At 39.1% G+C, this 15,093-nt stretch carries 15 protein-coding genes; 14 read left to right on the top strand and 1 reads right to left on the bottom strand.

The genetic code is table 11. The features are described 5' to 3' along the window. The first annotated feature begins 1,332 nt into the window (after positions 1-1,332). The 14 genes from PR725_RS02225 (at position 1,333) to PR725_RS02160 (ending at position 13,338) form a co-directional block, all read left to right on the top strand. On the top strand, positions 1,333-1,863 hold the full coding sequence (locus PR725_RS02225) for a fimbrial protein (protein ID WP_004907820.1): 531 nt from the start codon (positions 1,333-1,335) through the stop codon (positions 1,861-1,863). A 79-nt stretch (positions 1,864-1,942) separates the two neighbouring features. Then, entirely contained in the window at positions 1,943-2,494 is a 552-nt protein-coding gene (locus tag PR725_RS02220) for a fimbrial protein (protein WP_109912690.1), read from the top strand. A 20-nt stretch (positions 2,495-2,514) separates the two neighbouring features. Then, positions 2,515-5,205, top strand: coding sequence for an outer membrane usher protein (locus PR725_RS02215; protein ID WP_004907825.1), 2,691 nt, complete (start codon positions 2,515-2,517; stop codon positions 5,203-5,205). Positions 5,206-5,240: 35 nt separating this feature from the next. Next, positions 5,241-5,993, top strand: a complete 753-nt coding sequence (locus tag PR725_RS02210; RefSeq protein ID WP_109912689.1) for a fimbria/pilus periplasmic chaperone — start codon at positions 5,241-5,243, stop codon at positions 5,991-5,993. A 13-nt stretch (positions 5,994-6,006) separates the two neighbouring features. Then, positions 6,007-6,588 carry a fimbrial protein gene (locus PR725_RS02205; RefSeq protein WP_004907828.1) on the top strand — a complete coding sequence of 194 codons (582 nt, stop codon included), beginning with the start codon at positions 6,007-6,009 and terminating at the stop codon, positions 6,586-6,588. Continuing rightward, positions 6,581-7,135 carry a fimbrial protein gene (locus PR725_RS02200; protein ID WP_004907830.1) on the top strand — a complete coding sequence of 185 codons (555 nt, stop codon included), beginning with the start codon at positions 6,581-6,583 and terminating at the stop codon, positions 7,133-7,135. The genes PR725_RS02205 and PR725_RS02200 overlap by 8 nt, the downstream gene beginning before the upstream one ends. 10 nt (positions 7,136-7,145) lie before the next feature. Next, complete coding sequence (locus PR725_RS02195) at positions 7,146-7,631, top strand: fimbrial protein (RefSeq protein WP_227024197.1); 486 nt, start codon at positions 7,146-7,148, stop codon at positions 7,629-7,631. Next, positions 7,631-8,161 carry a fimbrial protein gene (locus PR725_RS02190; RefSeq protein WP_004907834.1) on the top strand — a complete coding sequence of 177 codons (531 nt, stop codon included), beginning with the start codon at positions 7,631-7,633 and terminating at the stop codon, positions 8,159-8,161. The genes PR725_RS02195 and PR725_RS02190 overlap by 1 nt, the downstream gene beginning before the upstream one ends. Before the next feature lie 17 nt (positions 8,162-8,178). Further along, complete coding sequence (locus tag PR725_RS02185) at positions 8,179-9,021, top strand: MrpH family fimbial adhesin (protein ID WP_004907835.1); 843 nt, start codon at positions 8,179-8,181, stop codon at positions 9,019-9,021. Between the two features lie 14 nt (positions 9,022-9,035). Further along, positions 9,036-9,305 (top strand): helix-turn-helix domain-containing protein, encoded by a 270-nt coding sequence (locus tag PR725_RS02180; RefSeq protein WP_004907837.1) that lies wholly within the window; start codon positions 9,036-9,038, stop codon positions 9,303-9,305. 368 nt (positions 9,306-9,673) lie between these two features. Beyond that, on the top strand, positions 9,674-10,642 hold the full coding sequence (locus tag PR725_RS02175) for a siderophore ABC transporter substrate-binding protein (RefSeq protein ID WP_004907838.1): 969 nt from the start codon (positions 9,674-9,676) through the stop codon (positions 10,640-10,642). Positions 10,643-10,645: 3 nt separating this feature from the next. Then, the gene (locus tag PR725_RS02170) at positions 10,646-11,608 is read left to right on the top strand and encodes an ABC transporter permease (RefSeq protein ID WP_004907840.1); all 963 of its coding nucleotides are present in this window, start codon (positions 10,646-10,648) and stop codon (positions 11,606-11,608) included. After that, positions 11,595-12,578, top strand: coding sequence for an iron chelate uptake ABC transporter family permease subunit (locus tag PR725_RS02165; protein ID WP_109912688.1), 984 nt, complete (start codon positions 11,595-11,597; stop codon positions 12,576-12,578). The genes PR725_RS02170 and PR725_RS02165 overlap by 14 nt, the downstream gene beginning before the upstream one ends. 1 nt (position 12,579) lies before the next feature. Beyond that, on the top strand, positions 12,580-13,338 hold the full coding sequence (locus PR725_RS02160; RefSeq protein ID WP_102138091.1) for an iron ABC transporter ATP-binding protein: 759 nt from the start codon (positions 12,580-12,582) through the stop codon (positions 13,336-13,338). A 253-nt stretch (positions 13,339-13,591) separates the two neighbouring features. On the opposite strand, the gene PR725_RS02155 is transcribed toward PR725_RS02160, so the two are convergent. Beyond that, positions 13,592-15,055 (bottom strand): hypothetical protein, encoded by a 1,464-nt coding sequence (locus PR725_RS02155; protein ID WP_109912687.1) that lies wholly within the window; start codon positions 15,053-15,055, stop codon positions 13,592-13,594. Positions 15,056-15,093: the final 38 nt, after the last annotated feature.

Below are 15,093 nucleotides of genomic sequence, written 5' to 3'. Positions count from 1 at the left end.
CCACCGATGCTTAGAGCATGATATGGCTTCTTGCCTACTCACATGTACCATCTCAATGAATACCCTATCAAGAAAATAAAGACGTATTGACATCAAACTAAGCTAGCATAGATTGTTCTTAATCTGATTGAGATCAATCTATTTTATATTTGACTCAATAATATCTACTTTCATCATATTTTAGTTCCTTTGTTCTTGAGTAGTACATTAAGTTTTTAGCTACCTACAAATGCGAAAATAAGTATGTCGATAATGTTAAAAATAAAGATGAATTATGTTTTACTTGATTAGTGTTTTTACTTAAATGTAGGGTCTCTATATTTAATTTCACTATTATGTCAGTGATGTAATTATCGATAACAATTTAAGATATCATACTTACTCATTGTGAGTTTTCTAATAAATTATTTTATCTAACTTATCTTAATTAAATGGGTTAATTTCATTATGAAATAATTCAATTGTTATTGAAAATATTTTTTTTGAAATTTTCAGGTCTTAAGATAAGGTTTTTGTATTTATAAATTAATTAAAAATTACCTTTAATTACCTTTTGAAATATTTTGTAATGCCAAGGTTTTTCTCGATCATGCCTTTTTTTAAATTTTCACTTAATTGTTTCTATTTTTATTTTAATTTAAAAAAATGTTTTATGATATTGTTCTTTTTTCGCTGATTTCTATATTTTTATGTATGTTAATTGTTGGATATATATTTGATATTGATACCATTATTTTTATTTTTTAATTTTCAAGATAAATGTAACAATTAATGAATTAAGAAATATTATGAAATTATTTAATTCTTTTTTTGGGATATTTCTGATTAATTATCCACCGATAAAAATTTCGTTTTAATAATTTAGGCTTGTTTTAATGTTAGCGTTATTTTCCTAACCATTTTTTTTCACTAATAAGAACCCGTTTTATGAGTATAAAAAACTTTATTAATATTGAATGGGTTTATTTTGTGGTTTTTTATTAAGAAAAAATCAATTTAATTAGGTATGCATCACTTGTTTATCCTGTAATGGTGTATTCAAAATAGAGTATATTGTGGATATTATATATATATCACTAACTTACAGTGAAGGTTGTTAATTAATTGGTGGATTTGACATAATTAAAATGAGATATAATAATGGCAACGCATTGATGCATTGTTTAATTGTCTTATTTATTAATGGAGTTTGATAAATAGGAATGGTTATTAGTGTCAATCTTTAATGTTTACTAACCGAATATATTTTAAGAAAAAAATTAAAATAATCAGATTAATAATAACTTGTTATTTTAATTTGTATTGTCTTTTTATCTAATGGAAATGTATAAAATGAAATTAAATAAACTTGCTTTAGTATTAGGTTTAGGTCTGGCAGTGGTTGCTGGTTCTGCTTCTGCAAACCAAGGTGGCGGCCAAGTCACTTTTAAAGGTTCAATCATTGATGCTCCTTGCTCAATTCCACCAGGTTCTCAAGCATTTGAAGTACCAATGGGTGCTATCGCAACATCTGCATTAAACGGTGGCGGTAAAAGTATTGCTCGCGATTTCAACATCCAATTAGAGCAGTGTGATATCACGACTCTGAAAACTGTTCAAACTACATTTACTGGTACGCCAAGTGCTTCTGTAACTGATGGTTTAGCTATCGCTGGTACTGCAAAAAACGCAGGTATCGTGATCACTGATTTCAACGGTACTAAAATTGCTTTAGGTGCTAAATCTCCATCTCAAGCTTTATTCACTGGTGCAAACACACTGCGCTTCCAAGCGTATTTGCAAGGTGATGCTGATGCAACAAATAAACCAGCTGTACCAGGTGAATTTGACGCAATCGCAACATTTGCTCTGAGCTACCAGTAATTGGTACCGCCCGTACAAGGATGTATGGGCACTAATTTTAATGCGTTGAAATTGGTTATTAAGTTGAAATGGAGTCGCTATGAATCACTTTGGCATCATTGTCATGGTGCTTTCAGGAATGATATTTGCCCCGATAGCGAGTGCGCAAAATCAAAATTCTCGGGCACAAAGTCAGTTCAAAGGAACTGTCACTATGGGTGGTTCAATTATTGAGAGCCCTTGTGCAATTGATGCAGATAGCCGAGATCAATCAGTTAACATAACAACTGTACCGGTTAGCCAGATAATTAACGATAGAGAAAGCCCTGCAAGTAATTTCTCTATACGCCTTATCAATTGTGTTCTAACACCGGTAACTCCTGGAACTCCTAATTGGCAAACTTTCAATATTACATTTGATGGCCCGACAGATGGCCGCAGCTTCGATGTTTTCGGGCATGCAAACGGATTGTCAGTAAAAATTTCTGACACAGCTGGAAATGTTGCAATACCTGGTAAGGCAATGCCGGATTTACCCATCAGAGCAGGGGAGACAACTCTGCACTATAAGGTGCAGGTAGTACCTAATAATAAACGCTTAAAACCAGGAAATTATCAGACAACTATCCGTTTTAAAATGGATTATTACTGAGTTATTACTAAGGGACTATTATGGCTCTGCGATTAAAAAGTAAAAATAAAGTATTTAATAACTCAGTAAGTTATTTTTTAACGCCTGTTGCTACCATGGTGTTTATAGCTATTGCTCATATAAATTTAGCTAATGCGAATAATGATAATATTGAGTTTAATACGGATGTTTTAGACCTTCAGGATAAAAGCAATATTTCCTTAAATGAGTTCTCTCGAGCAGGCTATGTCATGCCAGGGAAGTATCCATTTAAAATTAATTTAAATAGTCGCGACTTAGCTGACACTTTTGATATTGAATATATCGCGGATCCTAATGATCCAAGTATGACAGAGCCTTGTTTAACGCCAGATGTTGTCGACCATATCGCTTTGCGCGATGAATGGAAACAGAAGGTTGAGTTTTCTAACAATGGCCAATGTTTAATTCCAGAAACGATTCCAGGAATGACAATAAATGGCTCTTTAGCTAAAGAAACTATCACAATTACGGTACCTCAGGCTTATATCGAGTTTACTTCTGATAACTGGGATCCACCATCTCGTTGGGATGAAGGGGTGCCCGCTCTAATTTTTGACTATAACTTGAATGCTAACGTGACAAGGCCTGCGGATTCAGCCAATACCCAGTCGGTTACTGGTAATGGTACAACAGGTTTTAACCTCGGCGCGTGGCGTTTTAGGGCTGATTGGCAAGCTAGTTATAATCGGACTAATGGGCAGTCAACCGATCGTAAATGGGATTGGAGCCAGTATTATGCTTATCGAGCAATCAAAGAGTTAAATGCAAAGCTAACGATGGGTGAGCAATTTTTACGCTCAGGTTTGTTTGACTCATTCCGTTATATGGGGGTGAGCCTGATCTCAGATGAGAGAATGCTACCACCAAATCTACGTGGTTATGCACCTGAGGTAACAGGTGTTGCAAGAACCAACGCAAAAGTGATTGTAACTCAGCAAGGGCGCGTTATTTATGAAACGCAAGTCGCTCCGGGACCTTTCCGTATTCAAGATTTAAGTGATGCGGTTAGCGGTAAGTTAGATGTACGAGTAGAAGAGCAAGATGGCTCTGTACAAGAGTTTCAAATGAATACCGCCTCTATTCCTTATTTAACACGTCCAGGCTCAGTGCTATTTAAGATAGCGGGTGGTCGACCGAATAATATGGAACATGAAACCGAAGGGCAAGGGTTTGTTACGGGGGAGTTTAGTTGGGGGGTTTCTAACGGTTGGTCATTATTTGGTGGTGGTATAGCAGCGGGTGATTATAACGCGTTATCACTGGGTGTTGGTCGAGATTTACTTGCCTTCGGTGCAATTTCATTCGATATCACCGAGTCACGAGCAAAACTGAAAACAGATAACAAAATCTATACGGGTGCATCGTATCGCTTAAGTTATTCAAAACGTTTTGAAGAATATGATAGCCAAGTAACCTTTGCTGGATACCGATTCTCTGAACGTGACTTTATGAGTATGAACCAATACCTCGATCGTCGTTATAGAGGTGTGGAGTTCGATAATAGTAAAGAGCTATATACGATTACATTTAATAAGTATTTCACGAATGCAGACCTAACCGCGTATCTGAACTATAACCACGAAACCTATTGGAATAAGCCAGCGGCAAAACGTTATAACGTTTCTATTGCGAAATATTTCAATATCGGTCGTTTTAAAAATATCAATTTAAGTTTAACGGCATTCCGCAACAAATTTGATAATAGAAATAATGACGATGGGCTATACATGAACCTCTCTTTGCCATGGGCAGATAGAGCATCAATTAGCTACAACAATATGATAACGAGAGATGGTAACTCACACACTGTCAGCTATTTCGACTCCGTTGATGATAAGACCAACTATCGTGTTGGTACTGGGGTGAGTAGCCGAGGTCGTGGAACTATTGATGGCTTCTATACGCGTTACGCTGATTTAGCAACAGTAACTGCAAGTACCAGCTATATCAATGGTGATACTTCTTCAGCCGCCTTTTCTCTACAAGGTGGTGCAACAGTCACAGGGCATGGTGCCGCACTGCACCGTATTAATACCCCAGGTGGTAGCCGTGTGATGGTGGGTACTGAAGGTGTGAAAAATGTGCCTATTCAAGGTTTCGGGCCGACCACGGAAACCAATATTTTTGGTAAAGCGGTAGTTGCTGATATCAGTGATTATTACCGTACTAATACACATATTGATGTGACTCAATTGCCTGACAATGTGGAAGCTATTCGGACATCTCAGCCAATTACGCTGACCGAAGGGGCGGTTGCTTATCGTGAGTTTGAAGTGTTATCGGGTATTAAAACTATGGTGAGATTGGCATTGGCCGATGGAAGTTATCCGCCATTTGGCGCCACAGTGAGAAATGAAAAAAATAGAGAGCTCGGTATCGTGACTGATAATGGCTCTGTGTATATCTCTGGTGTCAATCCAAATGAAGTTTTAGATGTGCATTGGGATGGAAGCACGCAGTGCAAAATTCAGGTTCCAGAAAATATTACAACGGCTGAATTTAACTCACTGTTATTACCGTGTACAAGCAGCCCCAGTGTTGAACCTGGGTATATGCCAGCAAAAGCCGTTCCTGTTGGGCAGCCAGCACCAGTTTACAAGCCTGCACCGATTAAACAGGGCGTAGCACCCAGTCAGCGTTGGTTATTGAAACCACCGGATATTGCTTACAGCGTAGATTATACCGAGTAACCCAAATTGCTTGATTTTATAACTAGTTGGTACATATGAACATTAAGAAAATTGCATTTTTTACTACAACAATCACGTTATCCGCGGTGCTATGTGGGCAGGCTTTGGCCGCGATTGCCCTCGATAGAACACGCGTCATTTATAATGGGGCTGAAAAGACCATTAGCTTGAATATTAAGAATGAAAACACAGAGTTACCATACCTTGCACAGGGGTGGATTGAAGATGCAAATGGTAACAAAATTGAAAGCCCACTCACAGTTTTACCCCCGGTTCAACGTGTAGAAGCGGGTGAAGGTAGCCAAGTTAAAATTCAAGCTCTTCCTGATATCGCGACATTGCCTCAGGACAGAGAGAGTGTTTATTACTTTAATTTACGTGAAATTCCACCACGTAGTAAAGAAGCGAACGTATTACAAATTGCATTACAGACGCGAATTAAATTGTTTTATCGACCAAAAGCGTTATATGCCACACGCACGGATTTAGAGAATCCATGGCAAGAGAAAATTACGCTAACACGTAAAGGTGATGCCTACGAAGTCACGAATCCAACCCCTTATTTCGTCACCATTGTAGACGCAAGTACAAAAGTGGGCGGAGACACGGTGAAACAGTTTGAGCCTGTCATGATCTCACCAAAAAGTAATGGGATGCTTAAAGGTAGTGCAAGTGCGATGGGGGCAAAACCCGTTCTAACTTATATCAACGATTATGGTGGAAGGCCTAAACTGACGTTTGGTTGCGCTGGTACAACTTGCAAAGTTGAATCTTCGACGGATAGATAACGGGGAATAACGTATGAAAAGGACTCTCCTGTTCAGCACTATCTTATTCGGTCTAGTTCCAGTGTTCACCTTTGGAGCAGACAGTTGGGATATTGATGGATTACATGGAACATTGACAGTCAATGGCATGATGACCGAAGCACCTTGTACGATGGATGTGACTAATTCAATGCGCCAAGAAGTGTCTCTAGGGGAGATTCCTTCTTATTCACTGCGTAAACCTGGTGATAGAGCTGAGCCAGTTTCATTCGAATTAGAATTTAGACATTGCATTCGCACGGAAAGCCGAATGAAAGACACAAGAACGGGAAGATCGCTTTGGGATGCAATGCAACCGGTGATAACTGTCTCTTTTGTTGCCGTATCGGATCAACATTTTCCAGAAATGTTAAGTGTAAAAGGCGTCTCTGGCTTGGCGTTAGAAGTGACAGATGCACAACGAGAAGACATCAGGCTAGGAAGCCGAGGTCGTCCTCAATTTCTCGATGCACCGCAGGGTACTCTTCAATACTTTGTAACGCCAGTGAGAACCCCTGAAAAATTGACTGAAGGAAGTTTCAGCGCCGTAATGGACTTTAAGGTGGATTATGAGTGATTTAAACAAGCAGCGGTACCTGCTGGCATCTTGTCTCGCTGGACTATTTTTTACATCGGTTTCTTATGCAGGATTACCTGATTCACGTATTAGCCCATCGGGAAATACACGGGCAACAGTTACACCCGGTATGATAACTGTACCGATTAAAGGGGTTGTTTTGGCTCCACCGCCTTGCAAAATTAATGGTGGAAATATAATCAAAGTTAATTTTGATGAGATCATGAGTACCCGAATTGACGGTAACGCCTATTCGAAGCCCATAAATTACAATATTAATTGTGAAAAAAGGCCAACATCACAAATGAAAATGACGTTGATTGGTATTCCTGCATCTTTTGATAGTGGGGCAATTGAAACAGATCTTCCGGGTTTAGGGATTGCTTTTCGTTATAACGGAAGCAAGCTTCGATTGAACCAAGAGGTCAAGTTTGTGTACCCAAATGCGCCTCAATTTGAAGCCATACCTGTTCGTGATTTATCCACAACTCTGACAAAGGGTGGGGTTTTTCATGCAGGCGTCACTATCAAACTTGATTATCAGTGAGGGAAAAATAATGCAAAGAATAATGAAAAGACTTCCTCTGATAATGAGTTTGTTAGTTATACCTAGCAGTGCCGTGATGGCAAATGATGTGGAGTTTACTGGAACCTTGCTAATTCCACCGCCTTGCACTGTTTTTGAAGATAAAGTCCACGTTATTGAATACAAAGATATTGGTTTACATAAGATTGATGGTATCAGATTTACGAAACCTATTAATTACGCTTTGAAGTGTGAAGACAATTTAAAAGGTTGGGACTTAATGCTAACTATCAAAGGGACAGCAACAGATTTTGATAAGTCGGCACTGGAAACCAATATTCGAGATCTTGGCATGCGTATTACCCAAAATGGTTTAGGTTTTGAAATCAATAAACCATTGAAAATTACTTATGGGCAACCGCCTGTTTTAGAGGTTGTTCCTGTCAAGCGATTGGGAGTGACGTTGCCTGAAGGGGGCTTTACTGCAACAGGCACATTGCTAGCGGAGTACCAATAATGAACAAAGTAATCCAATGTGCAGTAGCAGGCGCCTTACTTATTAACTTTAATGCTGCTTTTGCTGTGCCTGATAATTTAAGAGTTATCGGTAATTTAGTGGAGGAGCCTTGCACTATTTTACCGGGTGATGAAAACATTCCGATGGATTTTTTTGATACACCGGAGAAAAACTTTTATGCCTATGGTGAAACTCCGCCTAAAGAGTTTGTGATTAAGTTGTCTGACTGTGACACGACAATAGGCAAATTTGTGGAAGTGACTTTTTCAGGGACACCTAATCTTGCACTTCCTGGTTTTTTAGCATTATCAACAAGTAGTGTTGCATCGGGTTTCGCGGTGGGGCTGCAAAATTCAGATAAAACACCACTGGCTATTGAACAGAAAGGCTCGAAGCTAACGCTACAAGATGGCGCTAACCAATTGCGGTTCTATGCCTATTTAAAAGGTGAACCGGATGCTATTGCTGATAAGACAATAAAAGTAGGGCCTTACAGTGCTGTAGCAACATTTAAATTAGATTATGAATAATAAGGCTGTGAACTAATATGAAAGTATTTTTATCGCTATTAATTGGTGCAGTCATGTTTTCGCCTTCTGCATCAGCTTATATTTTTTCCTATATCACTGAATCAAGACCCGGTAATAATCCAAATAACGGAGATGCAGATTATAAATATGTGATTGCTCGTTGGGATCCTGAATCGCCGAGTACGCCTAATCCTTGTTATGGGTGGTCGACATGCTATCTCACCATAAGTCATAAGCATACCGCTGATGGAACACCGGGGGCTGCAACAGTCAATTTGGCCGAAATTTCTAAGTATCGATATATGATAGATGTTCAGAATATCCCCGGGGTTTTGGCAAGAGCGACAGCTCCAGCAACACAGTGGGCTGTTCATACCGGAGTTAGGTTACAGAATAATCAAGAGTGTGTGGGGCTGTTTTACCAAGATCGCACTGGTGTTACAAGCAGAGGAGGTCTACTTCCTGGTTCTCAATGTGGTATAGCTCCGCCACCAATAGGAGCTTGTAAGATCAACAATAACATCCCGGATATTAACTTTGGCCCAATTAGCGAAGCTGATCTCGCTGGCCAATCAAAACAAGTGAACGTTAGTGTGACATGTAACTTAGCGATGGATGTTTTGGTGATTGCCACTGGTGTGAACGTGACAAATGGACGTGTAAATTTACGAGCAGATAATAGCTTATATGCGAATTTGTATTTAGGTGGGAATGATACTCCAGGGGAAAATGGTTACAAAATCCATGTGCCTGCAGGTGGAACAAACTCGGTATCCCTAAAAGCCGTATTAGGTACCAATGGCCGAGTTCAAGCTGGTCAGTTTGAAGGTGCCGCAGCCCTTATTTTAACTGTGCCTTAATAAATGGTGATAATATGTATTCAGAAAATGGCAGCGAAAAAATCCATTATATGGTAGGTCAGAGGATCTTAGAAAAACGTAGAGAACTGGGATATACAGGGTTTCAGTTAGCTCAATTGTTAGGTGTTAGTCAACAGCAAATCTCACGCTATGAAAGAGGTAAAATCAAGATTGATTTGTTTCATTTATTTAAACTTGCATTTTTGATGAAAACGCCAATTGATTGGTTTCTTGAAGATATTAGTTCTCAGCTCAATGAAAATGGGCAATTAGATGACATGTAATCATGCGCATTTAAATGGGAATTAATGGTATATAGGTTGAGATTACGGATTTATATCGTCTGCTGTCATAAAAATAGTTAAGCAAACAAATACAGTCGCAGGCTCAACCTATTTATTTTACCCAATGAAGTGCAGTCAAATCACGTTTTACTCTATTTTCCTGATTTTCTATATCTATCCTCTTTGTTTAAACATTAAAACCTACGTGGTCAATTCATTGAATTGATGTTTTTGTGCGTTAAGACAACTTTTTAGTGAATGCAAATGCAAACTAATATCATTTGCGCTTGTTTGCGTGTAATATACGCCAAATTGTGAATCACAAAATTTAATCATCAGTACTTTTATCGATGGACGGAGGAAATTAGATGTTTGCAAAATCATTAGTTTCGGGTATTGCTTTGTTATCTGCGTTAGTATTAGCCGGTTGTGATAACGCGAAAGACACGACAGAAACAACACAAGTTGCAGAAAAACAAACTATCACGATAGAACATGCCCAAGGCAAAACTGAAATTCCTCGTCATCCTCAAAAAGTCATTGTGATGAACATGGAAACATTGGACATCATGGATGCACTTGGAGCCCCAGTTGCGGGTGTTCCACAAACCAACGTTCGCTTCCCTGAATTCTTAACGAAATATAGTGGTTCTGAATACGTCAATGGCGGAACATTATTTGAACCCGCTTATGAAACATTAAGTAATGCTAAACCTGACCTGATTTTAGGTGGAAGCCGTGCCCGTGATGCTTATGACAAACTCAGTGGCGTTGCTCCAACTATCTCATTAGACATTGATAACAAAAACTTTATTGGTAGCTTAACTGAGCGTACTAATGAACTTGGTGCATTGTTTGGTAAAGAAGAACAAGCCAAAAAATTGATTGCTGACTTCAATACTAAAATTGAAGGTATCAAAACTAAAGCACCTACCGCGGGTAAAGCGATGGTGATCTTAGTCAGTGGCGGTAAAATTTCCGCATACGGTCCGGGTTCTCGTTTCGGCTTTATCTTTGATGTATTAGGTTTTGAACCTGCTTATGTATTTGAAGAAAACACGGGTCGCCACGGTAACATCGTTAATGCAGAGTTACTGGTGAAATTAAACCCAGATTGGTTATTTGTTATCGACCGTGATAGCGCGATTGGTAAAACAGATGCACAGCCAGCAGCAGAAGTATTAGATAACGCATTAGTGAGAAAAACCGCAGCGTGGGAAAAAGGCCAAATTACATACCTTGACCCAACTGCCGTATATATTGCAGGTGGTATTCAAACTTACTCTAAGTTAATGGACGATATCAATACAGCATTAGAGAAGAGCCAAGCAAAATAACCGATGAAAACGCTTTATCTTTTTTGTGGAATTATCGCGTTATTGGTTTTAGCGGTATTAAGCTTGTTTATTGGAGCGGGTGACGTGTCACCCGTTTCGCTTTTCACCGACCCAGAGATGCAAGACATCTTTTTTATTAGCCGAATTCCCCGAACCGTCTCTTTGATTTTAGCAGGTAGCGCCATGAGCGTTGCTGGGCTAATCATGCAATTATTAACACAAAACCGCTTTGTTGAACCTTCTCTTGCAGGGACAACCCAGTCAGCCAGTTTAGGTTTATTGGTCGTTATGGTGCTTTTCCCTGCAGCAAGTATTATGACTAAGATGGTGGTCGCTAGCGGTTTTGCGCTTCTTGGCACCATGTTGTTTATGGTGCTATTGCGTCGTGTCATTTTAAAATCCGCCCTGATAGTCCCATTGGTAGGGATTATGTTGGGTGCAGTGATTAGCGCATTGACCATTTTTACTGCTTATTATTTCGACTTATTACAATCACTTGGTGCATGGATGAGCGGTGACTTTTCTAGCATCATTCAAGGCCGATATGAACTATTGTGGTTAGTAGGAATATTAACGTTAATTGCTTGCTGGATTGCCGATAGCTTTACGGTTGCCGGTATGGGGCGTGAATTTTCAATTAATGTTGGCCTAAATTATCGCAAAGTAATGACCATCGGTTTATCGATTATCGCTTTAATTAGCGGCGTAGTGGTCGTGGTGGTCGGCGCGTTACCTTTCCTAGGCTTAATTATTCCAAATCTCGTGAGCTTAGTGATGGGGGATAACATACGTAAAACCATCCCTTGGATTTGTATTGCTGGTGGTGGTTTAGTTTTACTGTGTGACATTATTGGGCGTTTAATTCGCTATCCATTTGAAATCCCTGCAAGTGTGATTTTAGGTGTTGTTGGCGCGGTGATTTTTTTATATTTATTGTTGAAGCAACAACGTTATGCAAAAAGTTAATACATCAATAGCGTTACCGAAGAAAAGGGTAACGCCGTTGCAAAGAATATGGATACTACTGGCTTTGTCATTGTTATCCATTATTCTTTATATGACGGTCAATTTGGGCAGTAACCTTGCCTATATTTTGCCGCATCGAGGCTATATTGTTCTCACGATGATCGTGGTGGCTTTCGCTGCTGGGGTTTCAACAGTTCTCTTTCAAACTATTGCTAATAATAAGATACTGACCCCATCTATCATGGGGTTAGAAGCATTATTTATATTATTACAAACCATTTTTGTCTTCTATACCGATAGCTTTCCATCCTCTTGGTTATTGAATATTGGTAAATTTTTATTAGAGTCCACATTACTTGTGTTGTTCTCTGTTCTGCTTTATCGCTGGTTATTTGTGTCAGTTAAAATGAATATCAACCTAGTATTGATGGTAGGTATCATTCTTGGCACATTATTTCGCAGTGTAGCGACATTACTACAGCGTTTAATGGACCCCAATGAATTTTCCATTTTACAAAGCCGGATGTTTGCCACCTTTACGAAGGGGACGCCTGAGCTGATTGTATTCACACTGCTGATTACAGCGGTGGTAGGGGTTTTGTTGTGGCGCATGCGCTATTGTTTTGATGTTATCGCGTTAGGGCAAGCCAATGCGGTGAACTTAGGGATTAATTATCGCCAGCAAGTCACGGTTATTTTGTTACTTATTTCAATCTTGGTTGCTGTTTCTACGGCACTGGTTGGCCCTTTAACATTCTTAGGCTTGATGGTCGCGAACTTAGCTTATTTAGTGGCTGGCAGTAGCCAACACCGCTATTTGCTCCCCGTTTCCTTTCTACTTGGTGTCATTGCGCTGATTGGCGGCCAGTTGATTCTTGAGTACGGTTTAAATATGGCGGGAACATTATCAGTCGTTATCGAGTTTGTCGGCGGAATTTTCTTTATTTATATGGTGTTAAGAAGGTTTTAGTATGATTGAAATTAGTCAGATATCGAAAAGTTATCAAGATACTAAAGTCTTAGATAACGTGACAACAACAATTAAAAATAGCGGTATTACCTCAATCATCGGGCCTAATGGTGCAGGTAAATCAACACTGCTGTCGATTATTGGGCGTTTGTTACAGCCCGATGATGGCGGTTATGTCAAAGTGAATGAGCTTGATGTTTCAACAACACCCAGTGATAAATTAGCAAAATGCTTATCGGTTTTGCGCCAAGAGAACCAATTTGCGAGTCGATTAACCGTCGAGGAGCTGGTTGGCTTTGGGCGTTATCCGTACACGAAAGGCCGTTTAACTATTGATGATAAAAAGAAAATTGATGAGTCACTCTCTTTTCTCAATTTGTCAGATTTGCGCCACCGTTATTTAGATGAATTATCGGGTGGCCAGCGCCAACGAGCTTATGTTGCAATGGTTTTATGCCAAGATACAGAATATGTTTTACTGGATGAACCACTCAATAATCTCGATATGAAGCATGCGGTGATTATGATGAAGTTATTACGTAAAGCGGCTGATGAACTAGGGAAAACCATTATCCTAGTGATCCACGATATAAACTTCGCTTCTGTTTATTCAGATTACATTGTTGCACTGAGAAACGGGCGTCTGTCTTATCATGGCAAACCAGAAGAGATCATGAAATCTGAAATTATTGAGGATATTTTTGATACGCCAGTGGATATTAAGCGGGTGGATGATCAGTATATTGCTCTCTACTACTAAATTTGCGTCATCTTTCGCACTGTAGTTGTGTTGGCTACGTTTAGCTACTCTGGGTCACATACTTTTGTATGTTCCCAATTTTCGTCATCCTTCGAGCTGTAGCGGTGTTGGCTACGTTCAGCTACTCGGGTCACATACCTTTGTATGCTCCCCGAGATATCTTCTCTTGCCGCCTTGCTACAGTTCGAATGATTTAGAAAATTATCGTGAATTAGAATATTTTTCTTGAGAAGAAAATAAAAAAACAAAATATTTATGGTGAAATTTCAATATCTTCATCGGTTGTCAGTAAATCTAGTGACTGCAACACTTCTAAGCGTTTAATTCCATCGGCATTCACCACTAAACGAGCTAGCTCATTATAAGTTTTTTTGTTAATTGTGACGCGACGGCAAAGGTAAATGTGATACACCTTTTCACCAATAATCGCAGGCTCATCATCATTCACAGTGAGTTCTTCATAGCTAATATCAATATATTTTAGGAAATCCGAAATATTAAAACGCGTAATATCTGCGATTGATGATTGGTTTTTTTCAAACACGGATTGGCGGTTATGTAGCAATACATCTTTGCGGTAATACAGAATATCTTCCATTCGCTGGACGTTAACTAAATTGACCCAATGCGATTTTTGCCGCATTTCACGGATATCTGGGGAAAGCATATTTTCATTAATAAAACGAAAAGACTCTTTACAAATACCGACTGGTGCTTTCACTCCTTCGCGGTAAATACGTAATTGCCGGTCAGGGATCCATTTTTGAAATAAGCGATACAGCTGCTCTCGACCTACTTCTTTCAGCCTATCTTTGAAGATATAGCCGATGACCATAGCCAAAAATAAGTTGGCACTTAAAGCCCCATATTTTCCTTGCCAGAAAAAGGCGATAACAGTTGCGAAAAGCATTGAAATTGCAGCAGCAATACCATAAATAGAGTGTAATAACAGGGGAAGTCCTCGCTTGTGGCGAATTTCTAAATAGAGATAGCGATTGATATATTTTTTCAATAAATTACGGCGATATGTGACTAATTCAGCATCCGTCTCATCACTAGGAAAACAATCAGGGTATTGTTTCTTTAGGTAACGCATTTCTTGATACCAGAAATGACGTATTTCTTCGCGCAATGGCATTTGCTTATCGGCTAATAAATCACGTAAATAATTCATGGTGTAATACGTCATGAATTCGTCACAATAAGAAAATGCATTGGAATGGATTGCTTCTTCAATTTTGGTTGACTGTGTTGCTAATTCCCGATAAGTACAGAGACATTTTGCGATGTTTGCCATGAACTCAGCTAAGTATTCAGGCGTTTGCCGTTGGGGATTTTGGCTTACCATTTTAACATTCAAACGAACGGTTCTTTTGAAGGTTAAAGCATAGCGCTTTAGCCTATTTTCATACTCGTCTAATGAAGGTAAGTTTTGTGGCGTACATTGTTGTAACCACTGTTTTAGTTCATCTAATGCCCCGTTTTCATCAGTCAGTGATGATAATTTTACGGTCGGTGGGCGCAGCCGAATATAGTTTTTGAGGCTGCGCTGGAGGTTTGATGCTGTGTAGAGGTCTGGGTTAATCTGTAATGATGAAGGCAAAAAGAAAAAGGTCTCTACTTGGTAACGGATCTCTTTAGACTTACGTGGAAACAACACTTTTTGTTTGATTTCAAACTGTTTTTTTCCATGGATCTTGAGAGATTCTTTAATCATATTTTCCTTCACACTGTTCTTTTGGCCAATATTCTATC

This window comes from Providencia sp. PROV255 (genome assembly GCF_028478065.1).
GTDB lineage: Bacteria > Pseudomonadota > Gammaproteobacteria > Enterobacterales > Enterobacteriaceae > Providencia > Providencia rettgeri.
The sequence above is the reverse complement of the archived record's forward strand: the minus strand, read 5'-3'. Positions and strand labels throughout refer to the sequence as shown.

Excerpts from the sequence above, each read along its gene's own strand:
- PR725_RS02215 (WP_004907825.1), top strand. The coding sequence starts at position 2,515 with ATGGCTCTGCGATTAAAAAGTAAAAATAAAGTATTTAATAACTCAGTA.
- PR725_RS02175 (WP_004907838.1), top strand. The coding sequence starts at position 9,674 with ATGTTTGCAAAATCATTAGTTTCGGGTATTGCTTTGTTATCTGCGTTA.
- PR725_RS02160 (WP_102138091.1), top strand. The coding sequence starts at position 12,580 with ATGATTGAAATTAGTCAGATATCGAAAAGTTATCAAGATACTAAAGTC.
- PR725_RS02200 (WP_004907830.1), top strand. The coding sequence starts at position 6,581 with ATGAGTGATTTAAACAAGCAGCGGTACCTGCTGGCATCTTGTCTCGCT.
- PR725_RS02180 (WP_004907837.1), top strand. The coding sequence starts at position 9,036 with ATGTATTCAGAAAATGGCAGCGAAAAAATCCATTATATGGTAGGTCAG.
- PR725_RS02190 (WP_004907834.1), top strand. The coding sequence starts at position 7,631 with ATGAACAAAGTAATCCAATGTGCAGTAGCAGGCGCCTTACTTATTAAC.
- PR725_RS02155 (WP_109912687.1), bottom strand. The coding sequence starts at position 15,055 with ATGATTAAAGAATCTCTCAAGATCCATGGAAAAAAACAGTTTGAAATC.
- PR725_RS02225 (WP_004907820.1), top strand. The coding sequence starts at position 1,333 with ATGAAATTAAATAAACTTGCTTTAGTATTAGGTTTAGGTCTGGCAGTG.
- PR725_RS02220 (WP_109912690.1), top strand. The coding sequence starts at position 1,943 with ATGAATCACTTTGGCATCATTGTCATGGTGCTTTCAGGAATGATATTT.
- PR725_RS02165 (WP_109912688.1), top strand. The coding sequence starts at position 11,595 with ATGCAAAAAGTTAATACATCAATAGCGTTACCGAAGAAAAGGGTAACG.
- PR725_RS02185 (WP_004907835.1), top strand. The coding sequence starts at position 8,179 with ATGAAAGTATTTTTATCGCTATTAATTGGTGCAGTCATGTTTTCGCCT.
- PR725_RS02205 (WP_004907828.1), top strand. The coding sequence starts at position 6,007 with ATGAAAAGGACTCTCCTGTTCAGCACTATCTTATTCGGTCTAGTTCCA.
- PR725_RS02170 (WP_004907840.1), top strand. The coding sequence starts at position 10,646 with ATGAAAACGCTTTATCTTTTTTGTGGAATTATCGCGTTATTGGTTTTA.
- PR725_RS02195 (WP_227024197.1), top strand. The coding sequence starts at position 7,146 with ATGCAAAGAATAATGAAAAGACTTCCTCTGATAATGAGTTTGTTAGTT.
- PR725_RS02210 (WP_109912689.1), top strand. The coding sequence starts at position 5,241 with ATGAACATTAAGAAAATTGCATTTTTTACTACAACAATCACGTTATCC.